This window comes from Brachybacterium sp. SGAir0954 (genome assembly GCF_005490785.1).
In the GTDB taxonomy this organism is placed as follows: domain Bacteria; phylum Actinomycetota; class Actinomycetes; order Actinomycetales; family Dermabacteraceae; genus Brachybacterium; species Brachybacterium rhamnosum.
The window spans coordinates 1,723,264-1,741,602 of sequence record NZ_CP027295.1 but is presented as its reverse complement, the minus strand read 5'-3'; the positions used below and the strand labels follow the sequence as shown (position 1 = coordinate 1,741,602).

The 18,339-nt window shown below is 73.2% G+C and carries 17 protein-coding genes; 10 read left to right on the top strand and 7 right to left on the bottom strand.

Going from position 1 to position 18,339, the window contains the following annotated elements; translation table 11 throughout:
• Positions 1-134: 134 nt before the first annotated feature.
• Positions 135-2,363 (top strand): NADP-dependent isocitrate dehydrogenase, encoded by a 2,229-nt coding sequence (locus C1N80_RS07885; protein WP_137770263.1) that lies wholly within the window; start codon positions 135-137, stop codon positions 2,361-2,363.
• Positions 2,364-2,435: 72 nt separating this feature from the next.
• Complete coding sequence (locus C1N80_RS07880; RefSeq protein WP_137770262.1) at positions 2,436-3,224, top strand: alpha/beta fold hydrolase; 789 nt, start codon at positions 2,436-2,438, stop codon at positions 3,222-3,224.
• Between the two features lie 27 nt (positions 3,225-3,251).
• Here C1N80_RS07880 and C1N80_RS07875 read toward each other — a convergent pair whose 3' ends face one another.
• The 4 genes from C1N80_RS07875 to C1N80_RS07860 form a co-directional block, all read right to left on the bottom strand.
• Positions 3,252-4,040 (bottom strand): sulfite exporter TauE/SafE family protein, encoded by a 789-nt coding sequence (locus tag C1N80_RS07875; RefSeq protein ID WP_137770261.1) that lies wholly within the window; start codon positions 4,038-4,040, stop codon positions 3,252-3,254.
• 36 nt (positions 4,041-4,076) lie between these two features.
• Complete coding sequence (locus C1N80_RS07870; protein WP_137770260.1) at positions 4,077-4,460, bottom strand: DUF488 domain-containing protein; 384 nt, start codon at positions 4,458-4,460, stop codon at positions 4,077-4,079.
• A 1-nt stretch (position 4,461) separates the two neighbouring features.
• Positions 4,462-4,959 carry a thiol peroxidase gene (gene tpx / locus C1N80_RS07865; protein WP_137770259.1) on the bottom strand — a complete coding sequence of 166 codons (498 nt, stop codon included), beginning with the start codon at positions 4,957-4,959 and terminating at the stop codon, positions 4,462-4,464.
• Between the two features lie 66 nt (positions 4,960-5,025).
• Entirely contained in the window at positions 5,026-5,898 is an 873-nt protein-coding gene (locus tag C1N80_RS07860; protein WP_137770258.1) for a polyphosphate kinase 2 family protein, read from the bottom strand.
• A gap of 67 nt (positions 5,899-5,965) precedes the next feature.
• Here C1N80_RS07860 and C1N80_RS07855 point away from each other — a divergent pair, with 67 nt between their 5' ends.
• From C1N80_RS07855 to C1N80_RS07845, 3 genes are all read left to right on the top strand, one after another.
• On the top strand, positions 5,966-7,138 hold the full coding sequence (locus C1N80_RS07855) for an amidohydrolase (protein WP_137770257.1): 1,173 nt from the start codon (positions 5,966-5,968) through the stop codon (positions 7,136-7,138).
• A gap of 111 nt (positions 7,139-7,249) precedes the next feature.
• On the top strand, positions 7,250-9,727 hold the full coding sequence (locus C1N80_RS07850) for a phosphoketolase (protein WP_137770256.1): 2,478 nt from the start codon (positions 7,250-7,252) through the stop codon (positions 9,725-9,727).
• On the top strand, positions 9,724-10,011 hold the full coding sequence (locus tag C1N80_RS07845; protein WP_137770255.1) for an acylphosphatase: 288 nt from the start codon (positions 9,724-9,726) through the stop codon (positions 10,009-10,011). The genes C1N80_RS07850 and C1N80_RS07845 overlap by 4 nt, the downstream gene beginning before the upstream one ends.
• Here C1N80_RS07845 and C1N80_RS07840 read toward each other — a convergent pair.
• Positions 10,008-11,162: an MFS transporter gene (locus C1N80_RS07840; protein WP_137770254.1), complete on the bottom strand. Its 1,155-nt coding sequence runs from the start codon at positions 11,160-11,162 to the stop codon at positions 10,008-10,010. The two genes, C1N80_RS07845 and C1N80_RS07840, sit on opposite strands and share 4 nt — an antisense overlap.
• A gap of 153 nt (positions 11,163-11,315) precedes the next feature.
• Between C1N80_RS07840 and C1N80_RS07835 the strand changes: the two genes are divergently transcribed.
• Complete coding sequence (locus tag C1N80_RS07835; RefSeq protein WP_137770253.1) at positions 11,316-12,317, top strand: DUF808 domain-containing protein; 1,002 nt, start codon at positions 11,316-11,318, stop codon at positions 12,315-12,317.
• 73 nt (positions 12,318-12,390) lie between these two features.
• On the opposite strand, the gene C1N80_RS07830 is transcribed toward C1N80_RS07835, so the two are convergent.
• Positions 12,391-13,035, bottom strand: a complete 645-nt coding sequence (locus tag C1N80_RS07830) for an SDR family oxidoreductase (protein WP_137770252.1) — start codon at positions 13,033-13,035, stop codon at positions 12,391-12,393.
• Between the two features lie 191 nt (positions 13,036-13,226).
• Here C1N80_RS07830 and C1N80_RS07825 point away from each other — a divergent pair, with 191 nt between their 5' ends.
• The 4 genes from C1N80_RS07825 (at position 13,227) to C1N80_RS07810 (ending at position 17,812) form a co-directional block, all read left to right on the top strand.
• Positions 13,227-13,988 (top strand): DeoR/GlpR family DNA-binding transcription regulator, encoded by a 762-nt coding sequence (locus C1N80_RS07825; RefSeq protein WP_137770251.1) that lies wholly within the window; start codon positions 13,227-13,229, stop codon positions 13,986-13,988.
• A complete protein-coding gene (locus C1N80_RS07820; RefSeq protein ID WP_137770250.1) occupies positions 13,985-14,950 on the top strand; it encodes a 1-phosphofructokinase family hexose kinase in 966 nt (321 codons plus the stop codon). The genes C1N80_RS07825 and C1N80_RS07820 overlap by 4 nt, the downstream gene beginning before the upstream one ends.
• 74 nt (positions 14,951-15,024) lie before the next feature.
• Entirely contained in the window at positions 15,025-17,061 is a 2,037-nt protein-coding gene (locus tag C1N80_RS07815) for a fructose-specific PTS transporter subunit EIIC (RefSeq protein WP_137770249.1), read from the top strand.
• A gap of 58 nt (positions 17,062-17,119) precedes the next feature.
• Positions 17,120-17,812 (top strand): TIGR02206 family membrane protein, encoded by a 693-nt coding sequence (locus tag C1N80_RS07810; protein ID WP_240811058.1) that lies wholly within the window; start codon positions 17,120-17,122, stop codon positions 17,810-17,812.
• Here C1N80_RS07810 and C1N80_RS07805 read toward each other — a convergent pair.
• Positions 17,796-18,305 carry a phosphoribosyltransferase gene (locus C1N80_RS07805; protein WP_137770248.1) on the bottom strand — a complete coding sequence of 170 codons (510 nt, stop codon included), beginning with the start codon at positions 18,303-18,305 and terminating at the stop codon, positions 17,796-17,798. The genes C1N80_RS07810 and C1N80_RS07805 overlap by 17 nt on opposite strands.
• Between the last annotated feature and the right edge of the window lie 34 nt (positions 18,306-18,339).

The window sequence follows — 18,339 nt, the reverse complement described above, 5'->3', positions numbered from 1 at the left end:
CTCCCGCGTGCTCCTCCGCTCCCGTACCGTGGGCATGTCCGGACCGACGGGCGCCGAGGCCCCGCCCAGGCGCTGTCGATTAGTCTTGACGTCAAGACATCTGCCACGTCGACCCGAGGGAGCCCCCCGACACCATGGCGCGCATCATCTACACCCATACCGACGAGGCGCCGATGCTGGCGACGGCGTCGTTCCTGCCGATCCTCGAGGCGTTCTCCACCACCGCCGGGATCGACGTCGCCACCCGGGACATCTCGCTCGCGGGCCGCATCGTCGCGGCCTTCGGCGACCTCCTGCCCGAGGACCAGCGGGAGGCGGACGCCCTCGCCGAGCTCGGCGACCTCGCGAAGTCCCCCGAGGCGAACATCATCAAGCTGCCCAACATCTCCGCCTCGGTGCCGCAGCTGAAGGCCGCGATCGCCGAGCTGCAGGGCCAGGGGATCGACCTCCCCGACTACCCGGACAACCCCGAGACCGAGGCCGAGAAGGACGCCCGCGCCCGCTACGACGCGGTCAAGGGCTCCGCCGTGAACCCGGTGCTGCGCGAGGGGAACTCCGACCGCCGCGCCCCGCTCGCCGTGAAGAACTTCGCGAGGACCCACCCCCACCGCATGGGCGCCTGGAGCGCGGACTCCCGCACGCGCGTCGCCACGATGGACGGCCAGGACTTCCGCGACTCCGAGCAGTCCGTGGTCCTCGAGGAGGAGGACACCCTCTCGATCCTCCACGTTGCCGCCGACGGCGCCGAGACCGTCCTCAAGGCGGAGCTGCCCGTGCTCGCCGGCGAGGTCGTCGACTCGACCGTCCTGCACGCCGCTGCGCTCGACGCCTTCCTCCAGGAGCAGATCGCCGCCGCGAAGGCCGACGGCGTGCTGTTCTCCGTGCACCTCAAGGCCACGATGATGAAGGTCTCCGACCCGATCATCTTCGGGCACGTCGTCCGCGCCTTCTTCCCGACGCTCTTCACGCAGTACGGCGACGTGCTCGCCGAGGCCGGGCTCTCCGCCAACAACGGCCTCGCCGGCATCCTCTCCGGCGTGGAGGCGCTCGACGAGGCGACCCGCGAGGGCGTCAAGGCCGCCGTCGCGCAGGACCTCGCCGACGGCCCCGCCCTCGCCATGGTGAACTCCGCCAAGGGCATCACCAACCTCCACGTCCCTTCCGACGTCATCGTCGACGCCTCCATGCCCGCGATGATCCGCACCTCGGGCCACATGTGGAACGCGGACGACGCCGAGCAGGACACCCTCGCCGTCATCCCCGACTCCTCCTACGCGGGCGTCTACCAGGCGACGATCGAGGACTGCCAGGCCAACGGCGCCTTCGACCCGACCACCATGGGCACCGTCCCCAACGTGGGCCTCATGGCGCAGAAGGCCGAGGAGTACGGCTCCCACGACAAGACCTTCGAGCTCGACGCCGCCGGGAAGGTCGAGGTGCGCGACGCCTCCGGCGCCGTGCTCATGAGCCACGACGTCGAGGCCGGGGACATCTTCCGCGCCTGCCAGGCGAAGGACGCCCCGATCCGCGACTGGGTCCAGCTCGCCGTGCGTCGCTCGCGGCTCTCCGGCATGCCGGCCGTGTTCTGGCTCGACGAGTCCCGCGCCCACGACCGCAACCTCATCGCGAAGGTCGAGACGTACCTCGCCGAGGAGGACACCGAGGGCCTGGACATCCGGATCCTGAACCCGGTCGCGGCGACGAAGCACACCCTGGAGCGGGTGCGCCGCGGCGAGGACACGATCTCCGTGACCGGCAACGTGCTGCGCGACTACCTCACGGACCTCTTCCCGATCATGGAGCTCGGCACGAGCGCCAAGATGCTCTCCGTGGTGCCGCTCATGGCCGGCGGCGGCCTCTTCGAGACCGGGGCCGGCGGATCCGCCCCCAAGCACGTGCAGCAGCTCGTCGAGGAGAACTACCTGCGCTGGGACAGCCTCGGCGAGTTCCTCGCGCTCGCGGAATCCCTGCGCCACCTCTCCCGCACCGCGGACAACGCCCGCGCCGCCGTCCTCGCCGACGCCCTCGACCGCGCGACCGAGACCCTGCTGAACACGGGCAAGTCCCCGCAGCGCAAGCTCGGCTCGATCGACAACCGCGGCAGCCACTTCTACCTCGCCCTGTACTGGGCGCAGGAGCTCGCGCAGCAGAGCGAGGACGCCGAGCTGCAGGCGGCGTTCGTGCCGATCGCGAAGGAGCTCACCGAGGGCGAGGAGACCATCGCCGCGGAGCTGCTGGCCGTGCAGGGCTCCCCCGTGGACATCGGCGGCTACTACCGCCCGGACCCCGAGAAGGTCGCGGCCGTCATGCGCCCCTCGGCGACCTTCAACCGCATCCTCGAGGAGATCGCCGCGGCCCTCTGACCGCCCGCTCCCCTCAGGCCTGCCGGCCGGCCCCTCGGGCCGGCCGGCAGGTCCGTCCCGGAAGGATCCTCCGTGCCCGTCATCCCCTCCCCCGTCGATTGCATCGACCTGCGCTACGACGTGACCGGCGCGGGATCGCCGGTGGTGCTGCTGCACGGATCGGTGCTCTCCCGCGCGATCTGGCGGGGCCTCGGCTACCTCGCCCCGCTCGCGGCGGAGCACCGGGTGATCCGGGTGGACCTCCGCGGCCACGGCCGCTCCGGGAAGCCCGACGATCCCGCCGCGTACACCCAGGACGCCTTCGTCGCCGACCTCATCGCCGTGCTCGACGCGGAGGGGATCGACCGTGCCGCGCTCGTGGGCTACTCGCTCGGCGCGAGGGTCGCGCTCACCGCGGCGCTGCGCCACCCGGAACGGGTGACCCGCCTGGTGAGCCTCGGCGGGAGCGCTGCCGCCCAGCACGGCGCCGTCGACCAGGTGTTCTACCCGGGCGTGATCGACTCGGTGCGCGAGCACGGCATGGAGGAGTTCTGCGCCGAGCAGGGCCTGGGCCCCGAGGTCACCTCCCGCCGGGGGGCGGCGACCCGGGCGGCGTTCCTCGCCGCGGACCCGGCCGCGATGGCGGCCCTGCTCGCCGCGACCGATGCGACCCCCGCGATCCCCGAGGAGGACCTGCGCGCGCTCGCGGTCCCGTCGCTGTGGATGGCCGGCGGGGACGACCACCCGCGCTGCGAGGAGTCCCGGGAGTCCGCCGCGGTGATCCCCGGGGCCCGCTTCGTGGAGCTGCCGGGCCGCACCCACGGCGGCACGCTCAGCCCCGCGGAGCCCGTGCTGGCGGAGGTCCTGCCCTTCCTTCGGTGAGCGCCGCCGGAGGGGCGGGCTCGGGGCTCAGAGCACCTGCCGCACGAGGGCCACGATCGCGACGAGGACGATGATCCCGCGCAGCACGCCCTCGGGCAGCTTCTTCGCGAGGCGCGCCCCGAAGTAGCCGCCCAGCAGGGCGCCCACGGCGATCGCGGCGGTCGCGATCCACACGATCTCGACGCCGAGCACGACGTGCGCCACGAGGTAGACCGTGGCCGCGGCGGCGTTGACCACGAGGCTCGCGAGGTTCTTCACGTGGTTGACCTCGCCCATCGGCCTGCCCGTGATGGCGCCGAGCACGCCGAGGTAGAGGATCCCCTGGGCGGCGGTGAAGTACCCGCCGTAGACGGAGGCGCCGCCCATCGCCGCGAGCAGCGGCGGGGAGCGGTACGGGCTGCCGGAGTGCTCCGCGCTCACGCGGCCGGCGCGTCGGGCGGCGATCGCCCGGGTGATGGGCTTCTGGAGGACGACGAGCAGCAGCGCGAGCACGATGAGGACGGGCACCACCACGTCGAGCGCGTCCGAGGGCGAGAGCAGCAGCAGCACGGAGCCGGTCGCGGCGAGCACGGCCGTCGTGACGATCAGCGGGACCAGGGCGCGGCCCTCGGCGGCGATCTCGCGGCGGTACCCGGTGACCGAGCCGATCGTCGAGAAGAGGATGCCGATCGTGTTGGTGCGCACGGCCGTGCCCGGCGGGATCCCAAGGGCTAGCAGCACGGGGAGGGTCAGCAGGGACCCCGAGCCCACGGCCGCGTTGATGGCGCCCGCGAGGGTGCCCATGATCAGCAGGACGAGCAGGGAGAGGGGATCCACGGCCGCTGACCCTACCGCCGGCCACGGCGGGGGTGCTCAGGCGTCCCGGGAGCCCTGCGTCTCCTCGAGCACCTCGCGCAGCACGAGGGCGTGGTTGTGCTCGGCGTCGGCCGCGGCGTAGAGGAGGCTCAGGCGCTCCGTCCCGGCCTCCCGGGCGGCGGAGAGCAGCGCCTCGGCGGCGCCGCTCTCCGCGAGCTCGGCACGGTAGCGCTCCGCGAACGCCTCGAAGCCCAGGTCCCCGCCGTGGAAAGCCGTGCGCAGCTCCGTGCTGGGGGCGACGTCCTTGTCCCAGCGGTCGTGCACGAGGCGGTCCTTGCGCACCCCGCGCGGCCACAGTCGGTCCACGAGCACGCGGGACGTGCCGGCCGCGGCGCCGCCGTCGTCCAGCACGTCCCGCACGCGCTCGAGATCGATCTCCATGTCAGGCGAGGGCGGCCTTCGCGGCCTCGTAGTCGGGCTCCTCGGAGACCTCGGCCACCTGCTCGGTGTAGGTGACGGTGCCGTCGGCGTCGGCGATGACGACCGCGCGGGAGAGCAGGCCGGCGAGCGGGCCGTCCTGCATGGTGACGCCGAAGTCCTCGCCGAAGGAGGAGCGGAAGGCGGAGCCGGTGACGACGTTCTCGATGCCCTCGGCGCCGCAGAAGCGGGCCTGCGCGAAGGGGAGGTCCTTCGAGGCGCAGACGACGACGGTGTCCTCGAGGCCGGCGGCGATCTCGTTGAAGGCGCGCACGGACAGGGCGCAGGTGCCGGTGTCGAGCGACGGGAAGATGTTCAGCACGATGCGCTTGCCGGCGAGGTCCGCGCTCGAGACGGGGGCGAGGTCCTGGCCCACGAGCTCGAAGGCGGGCAGGGCGGAGCCGACGGCGGGGAGCTCACCGACGGTGGTCACGGGGGTGTTCTTGAAGGTGATGGAAGCCATGCCCCCATCCTCACCCCCGTGCGGGGGAACCTCAAGCCGGCTCCGCGCCCACCCTGCCCGGACCCGTCAGTCGAGGGTCGCCGTGAGACGCTCGAGCTCGCCGCGGATGTCGAAGTCCGCCGCGGGCCACTGCGGGTCGATCCCCTGCAGGGCGTCGAGCAGCAGCTGCTGCACGGCGATCCGCGCGTACCACTTGCGGTCCGCGGGGACCACGTGCCAAGGGGCCGCCTCGGTGGAGGTCGCCGCGAGCGCCTTGTCGTAGGCGTCCATGTACTCCTCCCAGCGCAGCCGCTCGTCGACGTCGCCGGGGTTGTACTTCCAGTGCTTGTCCGGGCGCTCGAGCCGCTCCATGAGCCGCTCGCCCTGCTCCGCGTGGGAGAGGTGGAGCATGACCTTGACGACCGTCGTCCCGGCCTCGACGAGCTCCTTCTCGAAGGCGTTGATCGCGGCGTACCGGTGGCGGATCTCGTTGCCGTCGGCCCAGCCGTGCACGCGGTGGATGAGCACGTCCTCGTAGTGGGAGCGGTCGAAGACGCCGATCATGCCGGGGCCGGGCACGCGCTTGCGGATGCGCCAGAGGAAGTCGTGGCGCTTCTCCGCCCGGGTGGGTGCCTTGAAGCCGGTGATCTGCACGCCCTGCGGGTCCACGCCGCCCACGACGTGGCGCATGATGCCGCCCTTGCCGGAGGTGTCCATGCCCTGCACGACGAGCAGCACCGAGGGGCCCTCGCCGGTCGCGCGGGACTGGGCGTACAGCCGCTCCTGCAGCTCGTCGATCGGGGCGTCGAGCTCCGTGAGCCGCTGCTGGCCGTCCTTCTTCTTCCCGTCGAAACCCGGGGTGGAGCGCGGATCGATGTCGCGGACGGTGCCCGTCCAGCCCGGCTCGATGAGCACCCCGCGGGGAGGGTCCTCCGTGTCCTTCTGCTTCTTCGCTGACATGGGCACACTCTAGTCACGGGCGCTCACCCCGCTTGACCTGCGACGCGCCCCGGGGAAGGGTGCGGGGATGAGCACCCTCGCGATCACGAACGCCCGCCTCCTGCCCGTCTCCTCCCCCGCCGTGGACGGCACCGTGATCGTCGAGGACGGACGGATCGCGGCGCTCGGCGCGGGCGTGGCCCCGCCGCCCGGGACGGAGGTGCTCGACGCCGCGGGCGCCTGGCTCACCCCGGGCCTCGTCGACGCGCACGTGCACCTCGGCGTGCACGAGGAGGGCGAGGGCTGGGCCGGGGACGACACCAACGAGATGACCGATCCGGTGATGGCCGCGGCCCGCGCGATCGACGCGATCAACCCGCTGGACCTCGGCTTCGACGACGCGATCATCGGTGGCGTCACCGCCGTGAACATCAACCCCGGCTCCGGCAACCCCATCGGCGGGCTCGCGGTCGCGCTGCGCACCCACGGCCGGGTCGTGGACGAGATGGTGCTGCGCGAGCCCTCGGGGCTGAAGGCGGCGCTCGGCGAGAACCCCAAGCGGGTGTACGGCGAGAGGAAGCAGACCCCCTCGACCCGGCTCGGGGTCGCGCTGACGATCCGCACGGCGCTCGCGAAGGCGCGCGCCTGGGCGGCGGAGGACCCCGAGGAGCGGGACGTGGACCTCGTCTCCGCGGCGCTCGCGCGGGTGCTCGCTCGCGAGATCCCGTGGCGCCAGCACTCCCACCGGGCCGACGACATCGCCACCGCGCTGCGCCTGGCCGAGGAGTTCGGCTACGACCTCGTGCTCGACCACGGCACCGAGGCGCACCTCATCGCCGACCGGGTCGCCGCCGCCGGGGTGCCCGTGCTGTACGGGCCGCTGATCGTCTCCCGCTCGAAGGTCGAGGTGCGCCGCCGCACCCCCGCCGCGCCGGGGATCCTCACCCGCGCCGGGGTGGAGGTCTCGATCATCACCGACCACCCGGTGGTGCCGATCGAGTTCCTCGTGCACCAGGCGGCGCTCGCGGTCAAGCACGGCATGGACCCCGCGGACGCCCTCGCCGCGATCACCCTGCACCCTGCGCGGGTGCTCGGGATCGACGACCGCGTGGGCAGCCTCGAGGTGGGCAAGGAGGCGGATCTCGTGCTCTGGGAGGGCGATCCGCTCGACGTCCGGAACCGGACCCTGCGCGTGTGGCAGTCCGGCCGGGAGGTCATGCACCGCGGGGCCGACGGCGAGCCGGTCATCGCCCCGCGCTGAGCGAGGAGGGCGCCGGGACCGAAGGCCTTCCCCCTCACCGTCCTCGAGCCGTAGCGTTGGCGACGCGGACGCTTCCCGCCCGCTTCCGGTCCCCTGCTCCAGGAAGGCACCATGAACACCGCTACCGTCTGGCCGAACTCTCCGTCCCACGCACCCTCGACGGAGGAGCTGACCGCTCTCCACGCCTGGTGGCGCGCCGCGAACTACCTCTCCGTGGGGCAGATCTACCTCATGGACAACCCGTTGCTGCGCACCCCCCTCACCCGGGACCACGTGAAGCCGCGCCTGCTGGGTCACTGGGGCACCACCCCGGGCCTGACCTTCCTCTACGCCCATGCGAACCGGGCGATCGCGCAGCGCGACCTCAACGCGATCTTCGTGACCGGCCCCGGTCACGGCGGCCCGGGGCTGGTGGCGGCGAGCTACCTCGAGGGCACCTACACGCAGACGTACCCGGCGATCACGCAGGACGAGGCCGGGCTCAAGCGCCTGTTCACGCAGTTCTCCTTCCCGGGCGGCATCCCCTCCCACGTGGCACCGGAGACGCCGGGCTCGATCCATGAGGGCGGCGAGCTGGGCTATGCCCTCTCGCACGCCTACGGCGCGATGTTCGACAACCCCGACCAGATCGCCTTCACCGTGGTGGGCGACGGCGAGGCGGAGACCGGTCCGCTGGCCACCTCGTGGCACTCGAACAAGTTCGTCAACCCTCACTCCGACGGGGTCGTGCTGCCGATCCTGCACCTGAACGGCTACAAGATCGCCAACCCGACCGTGCTGTCACGGATCGGGGACGCGGAGCTCGAGGCGCTCATGCGCGGCTACGGGCACGAGCCGTTCGTGTTCACCGGCGGGTTCGACGACGAGGACCCGCTCGAGACCCACGCCCGCTTCGCCGCCCTGCTGGACGAGGTGCTGGACCGGGTCGCCGCGATCAAGGCGGAGGCCGCCGCGGCGGCGGAGGCCGGGCGGGAGTACGAGCGCCCCGCGTGGCCGATGATCGTCTTCCGCACCCCCAAGGGCTGGACCGGCCCGAAGCAGATCGACGGGAAGAAGACCGAGGGGTCCTGGCGCTCGCACCAGGTGCCGCTCGCGAGCGCCCGCGACACTGACGAGCACCTCGCGGACCTCGACGCCTGGCTCCGCTCCTACCGGGCGGAGGAGCTGTTCGACGAGGACGGCGCCCTGCGACCGGAGATCGCCGCGGCGGCGCCGACGGGGACGCACCGGATGTCCGCCAACCCCATCACCAACGGCGGCGCGGTGCTGCGCGCCCTGCGTCTGCCGGCCTTCCAGGACTATGCGGTGGACGTCCCCCACCCGGGCGGCAGCGTCTCCGAGCCCACCCGCGTGCTGGGCGACTGGCTGCGGGACGTGGTGGCGCAGAACCCGGACAACTTCCGGATCTTCGGTCCCGACGAGACCGCCTCGAACCGTCTGCAGGCCGTCTACGACGTGACGGACAAGCAGTGGAACGCGGACTTCGTGCCCGAGGACCTCGAGGAGCACCTGGCGCGCAGCGGCCGCGTGATGGAGATGCTCTCCGAGCACCAGTGCCAGGGATGGCTCGAGGGCTACCTGCTCACCGGGCGCCACGGCCTGTTCTCCTCCTACGAGGCGTTCATCCACATCGTCGACTCGATGGTGAACCAGCATGCGAAGTGGCTCAAGGTCACCAACGAGATCGAGTGGCGCCGGCCGCTGGCCTCGTTGAACTACCTGCTCAGCTCGCACGTGTGGCGGCAGGACCACAACGGCTTCAGCCACCAGGATCCTGGCTTCATCGACCACATGGTCAACAAGAAGGCGGAGATCGTGCGGGTGTACCTGCCGCCGGACGCCAACACGCTGCTGTCCACCTACGACCACTGCCTGCGCTCGCGTCAGTACGTGAACGTGGTGGTGGCCGGGAAGCAGCCGAACCCGAACTGGCTCACGATGGAGGAGGCCGTGCTGCACTGCACGCGCGGACTGGGCATCTGGGACTGGGCGGGCACCGAGGTCGAGGGCGTGGAGCCGGACGTGGTGCTCGCGTGCGCCGGGGACATCCCCACCATCGAGGTGCTCGCGGCCGCGCGGATCCTGCGCGAGGAGATGCCCGAGCTGAAGGTGAGGGTGGTCAACGTCGTGGACCTGATGCGCCTGCAGGACGACTCCGAGCACCCGCACGGGCTCTCCGAGAAGGACTTCGACGGGATCTTCGGGAAGGACGTTCCCGTCGTGTTCGCCTACCACGGCTACCCCTGGCTCATCCACCGCCTCGCCTACCGCCACGACCGGAACGGCCGGATCCACGTGCGCGGCTACAAGGAGGAGGGCACCACCACCACGCCCTTCGACATGCTCATGCGCAACGACACCGACCGCTTCCACCTGGTGATGGACGTGATCGACCGCGTGGACGGCCTGGGCACCCGCTCCGCCGGGCTGCGCCAGCGGATGGCGGACGAGCGGATCCGCGCCCGCGCCCACGCCTACGCCCACGGGGAGGACCTCCCCGAGGTCGCCGGCTGGCAGTGGGACGACAACGCCGACGAGGCCGACGCCGGGAAGGGCACCATCGCGGACACCGGCGGCGACAACGAATGAGCGGTGACGACGCCCTGCGCCGGGTCGTGCGGGTGCACGGCCGGGTGCAGGGGGTCGGCTTCCGCTGGGCGACCGCGCAGGAGGCGGAGCGCCTCGGTGTCGCGGGGACGGTGCGGAACCTGCTCGAAGGCACCGTCGAGGCCGACGTCGAGGGGCCGGCCGCCGAGGTCGCGTCGCTCGTGGACTGGCTCGGCCACGGGCCGCCGTCGGCGCGGGTCGAGCGCACCGAGGTGACGGTGCGGGCACCGCGCCCCGCTCCCCCGTCGGGCTTCCGGGTGCTCTAGGCCGTGCGGGGCCCGGGCCGGGCCCGGTAGCGGGCGACGAGCGCGGTGCCCGCGGCGCCGAGGAGCACCGAGACGGCGAGCATGCCGGTACGGCCCGCGGTCTCCAGGAGGATTCCGCCGAGGGCCGCGCCGAGCGCGATCGAGACGTTGAAGGCCGCGCTGTCCAGCGCCGTGCCCTCCTCGACGCGCGCCCCGGCCTCGGAGTCCACGAAGGACTGGATGGTGACGGAGGCGGCTCCCGCGAAGAGCCCCCACGTGGGCAGCAGGAGCACGGCCGCGACGGGGGTGCGCAGCAGCACCGCGACCGCGAGCAGGGAGAGCGTGAGCCCTGCGGCGACGACGAGCACGGCGGTCGGGGCGCCGCGGCGGCGGATCACCGGGGCGATCGCGACGTTCCCGATCATCCCCGCGATCCCGAAGAGCAGCAGGAGCAGGCCCGTGCGCCCGAGCGGCACCCCCGCCTCCTGCAGCAGCGGGCTCACGTAGCTGTAGGTGGCGAACTGGGCGACGATCAGCAGGAGCGTGAGGCCGACGGCGTGGCGCACCCCGCGCTCGCGCGCGGCCTCCCGCATCATCGCCGGGGTCACGGGGACGGCCGCCCGCACGGGCCGCACGAGCACCGCGACAAGCAGCGCCATGACGAGGGCGGCGGCGCCGACCACCGCGAAGGCCTCCCGCCAGCCCAGGTGGGTGCCGATCCAGGTGGCGAGCGGGACCCCGAGCACGAGCGCGCCGCCGGTGCCGCTGAAGGCGAGGGTGAGGGCGGTCGCGTGCCGGGCGGGGTCCACCTGCCCCACGGCGACGATCGGCAGCACCGCCCAGTACAGGCCGATCGACACCCCGGCGAGGACCCGCGCCACGAGGACCACGCCGAAGCCCGGGGCGAGGACGGTCAGCAGCGACGAGGCCGCGACGCAGAGCAGCGCGAGGACCAGCACGAGCCGGCGGTCCAGGCCCCGCACGAGGACGGGGGTCGTCACGGAGGTCGCGGCCGCGACGAGACCGGGCACGGTGACCGCGAGACCGGCGACCCCCTCGGGGATGCCGAGCTCCGCGGACATCACCGGGAGCACGCCGATCGGCAGCTCCTCGATCGTGATGAGCACGAAGATCCCCACCGCGAGGGACGTGACCCCGGACCACTTCCGCATCGGCTCCCGCTCCTCCTGCTCCTCGTCGCCCCGCCGTCCCCGGCGGCGCGCAGCGCGGACAAGCCTACGGCCGGGCGACCGACTACGCTGTGGCCCTGAGCCGCCGCCGCGACCAGCTGGGCCGGCGCACGACGACTCCCGAGGGGGACCCGCATGGCCGGAGGCCTGGCTGCACTGCTCGACGACGTGGCCGCGATCGCGAAGATGGCGGCCGCGAGCACGGACGACGTCGCCGCCGCGAGCGCGAAGGCGTCCGCGAAGGCGGCCGGCGTGGTCATCGACGACGCCGCCGTCACCCCGCAGTACGTGAAGGGGCTGAATCCCTCCCGCGAGCTGCCGATCATCTGGCGGATCGCCCGGGGCTCGTTCATCAACAAGCTCGTGATCATCCTGCCGATCGCGCTGCTGCTCTCGTGGCTCGCGCCGTGGGCGCTCACGCCGATCCTCATGATCGGCGGCACCTACCTGTGCTTCGAGGGCGCGGAGAAGGTCTGGGAGCTCGTCTCCGGCGCCGAGCACGAGGAGCAGCCCGCCGCGGCGAAGGGGGCGGACTCGGAGAAGGGGATCGTCTCCGGCGCCGTGCGCACGGACCTCATCCTCTCCGCGGAGATCATGGTGATCTCCATGAACTCGATCGACGCGGACTCGATCTGGATGCGCGCGATCATCCTCGCCTCCGTCGGCATCCTCATGACGGTCGCCGTCTACGGCGCGGTCGCGCTGCTCGTGAAGATGGACGACGTGGGCCTGGCCCTGTCCCGCCGCGAGCGGAAGGGCAGCCAGAAGCTCGGCGAGGCGCTGGTGCGGGCGATGCCGGTGGTCATGACCGTCATCAGCTACGTCGGCATGGTCGCGATGCTGTGGGTGGGCGGCCACATCATCCTCGAGGGCCTGCACAACTTCGGTCTCGCCCAGCCCTACGGCCTGGTCCACCACCTCGAGGAGGCCGTCGCGGGCGTCCCGGGCGTGGGCGCGGCGCTCGCCTGGCTGGTCAACACGTTCTTCAGCTTCGTGCTGGGGCTCGTGTGGGGCGCGATCATCGTCGCGGTGCTGCACGTGCTGCCCTTCGGCAACAAGGAGCACGGCGGATCGTCCGAGCACGGCGCGGCGGGCACCGACGAGGCGGCGGGGGCCGCCCCGCGCACCGACCACTGAGCCCGGAGCCCTGAGCGAAGGGAGAGGGCCCCGCACCGGACGGTGCGGGGCCCTCTCTCCTGTGCGGGTGGGCTCAGGCGCGGCCGACGGCCTCCGCGATCGGCGTCTCGCCCGAGTTGAAGGCGATGAAGCGGCCGTGGGTGTCCTCGCGGTCCACGACCTCGGCGATGACGGCGGCGACGTCGGCGCGGCTCACGGTGTCACCCTCGGCGGCCTGCGTGTCGATGCGGCCGGTGGGCTCCTCGAGGGTGAGACCGCTGGGCCCGAGGATCGTCCAGTCGAGGTCGGTGCCCTGGAGGTGCTGATCCGCCGCGGCCTTGGACTCGGCGTAGGCGAAGAAGCCGTCCTCCGGGTCCACGCCGTGATCGGGGCCGGCCCCGAAGTAGCTGACCATGACGTAACGGCGGGCGCCCTGGCGCCCCGCGGCCTCCATGGACGCGATGGCCGCGTCGCGGTCCACGCGGTACGTGCGCTCCGGGGCGCCGCCGCCGGCACCCGCGGACCACACGACGGCGTCGCTGCCGGCGAGCAGCGCGTCCCAGCCGGAGTCGTCGAGCGTCTCGATGTCCGTGACGACGGGCGTCGCGCCCGCCTCCTCGATCTCGGCGCGATGCTCCGGGTTGCGGATCACCGCGCTCACCTCGTGGCCGGCCTTCGCGAGCAGCGGCTCCGCGAGCAGCGCGACCTTGCCATGTCCTCCGACGATCATGATCTTCATGGGACCCACCCTGCCACCGCGCGGCGCCGAGCGGCAGGGGTTCGGCGGTCCGCGAACTCGTCGCTCGCCCCGCCCGCCGCACACTCCCCCATAAAACAACAGATCCACATGTTGCTCTGTGTGGGCTTCAGGGCTAAGGTGGGCACACCCCGCAGCACCCTCTCCTCCGACGACGCAGGTGATCGATCCCCATGTACGCCCCTCAGCGCCACCGCGCGATCCTCGACGCCCTCGCGACCGAGGGCCGGGTCGCCGTCTCGGATCTCGCCGAGCAGTTCGAGGTCACGACCGAGACCGTGCGCCGCGACCTCGACCAGCTGGACCGCCGCGGCGTCCTCGCCCGCGTCCACGGCGGCGCCATCCCCCGCGCCGCCGCCGTGCTCGAGCCGGACCTCGCCTCCCGCCGCGACACCCGCACCGACCTCAAGGCGCGCATCGCCGCGGCCGCCGCGACGCTCCTGCCGCTGGACCCCGAGGCCGCCGTGCAGCTCGACGCGGGCACGAGCACCCTCGCCCTCGTCCCCCACCTCTCCGAGCGCACCGGCGCCGTGGTCACCCATGCGCTCGACGTCGCCCAGGCGCTGCTCGCCCTCGACGGCCCGCCCGTGCACCTGCTGCCGGGGCGGCTGCGCCCGGGCACCGGGGCCGCCGTCGGCGCCGCGACCGTCGACGCGATCCGCGCCCTGCGCCCCGAGGTCGCCTTCCTCGGCTGCAACGGCTTCGACGCCGAGGGCCTCTACACCCCGGACCCCTCCGAGGGCGCCGTGAAGACCGCGCTCCTGCAGCAGGCAGGCCGGCGTGTGGTCCTCGCCGACTCCTCGAAGGCCGGCGCCCGCCGGCTCGTCCGCATCGCCGACCTCGAGGAGATCGACGTGATCGTCACCGACGACGGCCTCGCCCCCGCCCTGCGCGGCGAGCTCGAGGCGACCGGGGTGGAGGTCGTGATCGCATGATCATCACCCTCACCGCGAACCCGTCCCTGGACCGTACCGTCACCCTCACCGCCCCGCTCGTCCCCGGCGGCGTGCACCGCATCGCCGAGGACGCCACCCAGGCGGGCGGCAAGGGCGTGAACGTCTCCCGCGCCCTCCACCAGGCCGGCGAGGACACTCTCGCCGTGCTCCCCGCCGGCGCCCAGGACCCCTTCACCGCCCTGCTCGCCGGCGCCGACCTCCCCCATCGCACGGTGCCCGTCGCGGGCCCCGTGCGCACGAACCTCACCGTCGTCTCCCCGCCCGGGGTGACCACGAAGATCAACGAGCCCGGCCACGCCCTGACCCCGGCGGAGGCGGAGACGCTCGCCACCGCGCTCCACGGCGCCACCCGACCCGGCGATTTCGTCATGCTCTCCGGCTCCCTCGCCCCGGGCCTGCCCGCGGACTGGTACGCCCGCCGCATCCAGGAGCTGCACGAGGCCGCGGTCCCGGTGGGCGTGGACACCTCCGACGCCCCGCTCGCCGCCCTCGCCGCCGCCTGGCGGGCGGACCGCTGCGCCGCCCCGGACCTGCTGACCCCGAACGCCGAGGAGCTCGGTCAGCTCACCGGGGCCGACGGCGCCACGATCGAGGCCGCCGCCGAGCAGGGCGAGCTCGCCCCCGTAACGGAGGCCGCCCGCGCCCTGCACGCCCAGGGCGTCGGCGCCGTGCTCGTGACCCTCGGCGCCGCGGGCGCCGTGCTCGCCACCGCGGAGGGGACCTGGCACTGCGCGGCCGTCTCCGGTGAGGTCCTCTCGACCGTCGGCGCCGGGGACTCCGCGGCCGCCGGATACCTCCTCGCGAGGGTCCGCGGCCGCGAGGAGCCCGAGCGGCTCGCCTGCGCCGTCGCCTACGGCACCGCCGCGGTGGCGCTGCCCGGCACCACGATCCCCCGCCCCGACCAGGTCGCCGTCCGCGAGGACCTCGTCCGCGCCCTCTGAGCATCCCCGCCGTCGGCCTCCCGGCCGTCGGCCCCTCCCCGGGACACCCCCGGGCCACCAGTGAAGGAGCTGGCATGTCCGCACTCATCACCGCCGACCTCGTCCGCCTGGACGTCGCACCGGCCGGCGACAAGCTCGCCGTCATCGGTCAGATGGCCGATCTCATCGCCTCCACCGGCCGCAGCGAGCGGGACGGTCTCGAGGCCGGCCTGCTCGCCCGCGAGGAGTCCTTCGCGACCGGCATGCCCGGCGGCTTCGCGATCCCCCACTGCCGCACCGAGGCGGTCCACGAGGCCGCCCTGGGCCTGATCCGCCTGAGCGAGCCGGTGGACTTCGGCGCCCAGGACGGCCCGGCCGACGTCATCATCGGCATCTCCGCCCCCGCCGGGACCGACGACCAGCACCTCCAGCTGCTCGCCCAGCTATCCCGCGCGCTGATCCGCCCCGAGTTCCTCGCCTCGCTGCGCGCCGCCACCACCTCGCAGGAGGCGGCGGACCTCGTGCTCGACGTGCTCGAGCCCGCCCAGCGCGGCGAGCAGCCCGCTGCCGCCCCCGTGGCCGAGGCCGCCCCTGCCGACGCGACCGCGGAGGACCTCCCCGTCCTCCTCGCGATCACCTCGTGCCCCACCGGCATCGCCCACACGTACATGGCCGCCGAGTCGCTCGAGAACGCGGCGAAGGAGCGCGGCGTCGAGCTGCACGTCGAGACGCAGGGCTCGGGCGGCATCACCCCGTTCACGCCCGAGCAGATCGAGCGCGCGGGCGCGCTCATCGTCGCGGCCGACGTCTCGATCTCGGGCCGTGACCGCTTCGCGGGCCTTCCCCTCGTGGAGCATCCCGTCAAGCGCGCGATCTCCCACGGCCCGCAGATGATCGACGAGGCGATCGACGCGGCCGGGGACCCCGCCGCGCGGCGCGTCCCGGCGACGACCGGCGCCGCCGCCGCGTCCTCGTCCTCCGGCGGCGAGCAGCAGCAGTCGTGGCCCAAGCGGATCCAGGCGGCCGTGATGACGGGCGTCTCCTACATGATCCCCTTCGTCGCCGCAGGCGGCCTGCTGATGGCGCTCGGCTTCCTGCTCGCCGGCTTCGACGTCGCCTTCGTGGCGCAGGACGTCGCGACCGGCAGCAGCCTCACCGACCTCCCCGGCCACGTCACCTACGACGGCGCTGCGGGCGAGCTCCTCTCGAAGCGCTCGGGCCTGCTGCTCTACCTGGGCTCGGTCGCCTTCCTGCTCGGGAACACCGGCATGGGCTTCCTCGTCGCCGCGCTCTCGGGCTACATCGCCTTCGGCCTCGCCGGGCGGCCGGGCATCGCGCCCGGGTTCCTGGGCGGTGCGATCTCGGTGCTCGTGGGCGCCGGCTTCCTCGGCGGTCTCGTGACGGGCCTGCTCGCCGGGCTCATCGCGCTGTGGCTGACGACCTTCCGCCCGCCGCGCTGGCTCGCGGGGCTCATGCCCGTGGTGATCATCCCGCTCGTGACCTCCGCCGTGGTGGGCGGGGCGATGCTGCTGGCCATCGGCCGCCCGCTCGCGTGGGTGATGACGACCCTGCAGGATGCCCTCACCGGCATGAGCGGCTCCTCCGCGATCCTGCTCGGCGCGATCCTGGGCCTCATGATGTGCTTCGACCTGGGCGGCCCCGTCAACAAGGCGGCCTACCTCTTCGCGACGGCGGGCCTCTCCCAGGGCACCGAGGCGTCCTTCGAGATCATGGCGGCCGTCATGGCCGGCGGCATGGTCCCGCCGCTCGCCATGGCCCTGTCCACGACGATCGCCCGCCGCCTCTACTCCCCCGTGGAGCGGGAGAACGGCACGACCGCCTGGCTGCTGGGCGCGGCCTTCATCTCCGAGGGCGCGATCCCCTTCGCCGCGGGCGACCCGCTGCGCGTCATCCCCTCGATGATGGCGGGCGGCGCCCTCACGGGCGCCCTCACGATGGCCTTCGGCGTCGGCTCGCAGGCCCCGCACGGAGGCATCTTCGTGTTCTTCGCGATCTCCCCGCTGTGGGGCTACGTGGTCGCGATCCTCGCGGGCACCCTGCTCTCCGCGGCGCTCGTGACGCTTCTGAAGGCACGCCACGCCCGCACGTCCGCCGCCGCCGTCGCCGCCTGAGGCGCGCTGCCGCCACCGCATCCGGAGCGGGGGCCGCACGGGGAGCTAGCCTCCCGGTGTGGCCCCCGCTCCATTCGCGCGCATGACCCCCTACGGCACCGAGCATCTCGTGGTGCTCGCCCTCACCGCCGTGGCGGCCGTGCTGCTCGTGCGCTGGGCGCGCCGCACCCCCGCCGAGCGCCGGGACCTGGTGCTGCGCCGCGCGGGAGGGGTGCTGCTCGTGAACAACCTGCTGTGGATCCTGTGGGGCTTCGCCCCGTGGTCCTGGAACATCGACGAGTCGCTGCCGCTGCACTTCTCCGACGCCCTGCGCGTGCTCACCCCGATCGCGCTCATCACCCGGGCCCGCTGGGCGGTCGCCGTGAGCTGGTACTGGGGGCTCACGCTGAACCTGCAGTCCGTGCTCACCCCGGACGTCAACTTCTTCGTGTGGCCGCCGCTCGAGCTCGCCGAGTACTGGATCGGGCACAGCACGGCGCTGCTCGCGCCGATCGTGCTGTGCTGGGGCTGCGGCTTCCGGCCCACCTGGCGCGCCTACGGCCTCGCCTATGCGGCGACCGTCGGCTGGGCGGGGGTCGCCTTCGTCGGCAACCTGCTGAGCGGCGCGAACTACGCCTACCTCATGCACGCCCCGGCCGGGCCGAGCCTGCTCGACGTGCTCGGGCCGTGGCCGTGGTACCTGCTCGTGGAGGCCGCGGTCATCGCCGCCGTGTGGGCGGCGATGACCTGGCCGTTCACGCGCTCGGGGTGACCGGGGGCTCCGCGGACCACGGGAAGACGATCCAGCGGTCGGTGCGGCGCCACGCGAAGTCGGGGGCGATCACCGAGGCGGACTTCGCGTAGAGCACGGCGCTGCGGGCGTCCGCGCCGGTCTCCCGCAGCAGGTCGAGCACGAGCGCGAGGGTGCGCCCGGAGTCGGCGACGTCGTCGACGACGAGCAGACGCTTCCCGGCGATCGACTCGGTGTCGAGCATCGGGGCGAGCAGCACCGGATCCGGCAGCGTCTCGTGGACGTCGGTGTAGAACTCGACGTTGATCGCGTCGGAGAGCTTGAGGCCCAGCGCGTAGGAGAGCGAGCCCGCGGGCAGCAGGCCGCCGCGCGCGATCGCGATGATGATCTCCGGGGCGAAGTCGGAGTCGGCGATCTTCTGCGCGAGCTCCCGGGAGGCGGTGCCGAACTGCTCCCAGGTCAGCACCTCCTTCTCCGCGAGATCGGAGGAATCGGCGTGGTAGGCCTGGGTCATCGTGGGACAGCTCCTGGATCGGTGGGGCGCGAGG

Coding starts and splice junctions, on each gene's coding strand:
- C1N80_RS07885 (WP_137770263.1), top strand. CDS start 135: ATGGCGCGCATCATCTACACCCATACCGACGAGGCGCCGATGCTGGCG.
- C1N80_RS07870 (WP_137770260.1), bottom strand. CDS start 4,460: ATGGAGATCGATCTCGAGCGCGTGCGGGACGTGCTGGACGACGGCGGC.
- tpx (WP_137770259.1), bottom strand. CDS start 4,959: ATGGCTTCCATCACCTTCAAGAACACCCCCGTGACCACCGTCGGTGAG.
- C1N80_RS07860 (WP_137770258.1), bottom strand. CDS start 5,898: ATGTCAGCGAAGAAGCAGAAGGACACGGAGGACCCTCCCCGCGGGGTG.
- C1N80_RS07855 (WP_137770257.1), top strand. CDS start 5,966: ATGAGCACCCTCGCGATCACGAACGCCCGCCTCCTGCCCGTCTCCTCC.
- C1N80_RS07850 (WP_137770256.1), top strand. CDS start 7,250: ATGAACACCGCTACCGTCTGGCCGAACTCTCCGTCCCACGCACCCTCG.
- C1N80_RS07845 (WP_137770255.1), top strand. CDS start 9,724: ATGAGCGGTGACGACGCCCTGCGCCGGGTCGTGCGGGTGCACGGCCGG.
- C1N80_RS07840 (WP_137770254.1), bottom strand. CDS start 11,162: ATGCGGAAGTGGTCCGGGGTCACGTCCCTCGCGGTGGGGATCTTCGTG.
- C1N80_RS07835 (WP_137770253.1), top strand. CDS start 11,316: ATGGCCGGAGGCCTGGCTGCACTGCTCGACGACGTGGCCGCGATCGCG.
- C1N80_RS07830 (WP_137770252.1), bottom strand. CDS start 13,035: ATGAAGATCATGATCGTCGGAGGACATGGCAAGGTCGCGCTGCTCGCG.
- C1N80_RS07825 (WP_137770251.1), top strand. CDS start 13,227: ATGTACGCCCCTCAGCGCCACCGCGCGATCCTCGACGCCCTCGCGACC.
- C1N80_RS07820 (WP_137770250.1), top strand. CDS start 13,985: ATGATCATCACCCTCACCGCGAACCCGTCCCTGGACCGTACCGTCACC.
- C1N80_RS07815 (WP_137770249.1), top strand. CDS start 15,025: ATGTCCGCACTCATCACCGCCGACCTCGTCCGCCTGGACGTCGCACCG.
- C1N80_RS07805 (WP_137770248.1), bottom strand. CDS start 18,305: ATGACCCAGGCCTACCACGCCGATTCCTCCGATCTCGCGGAGAAGGAG.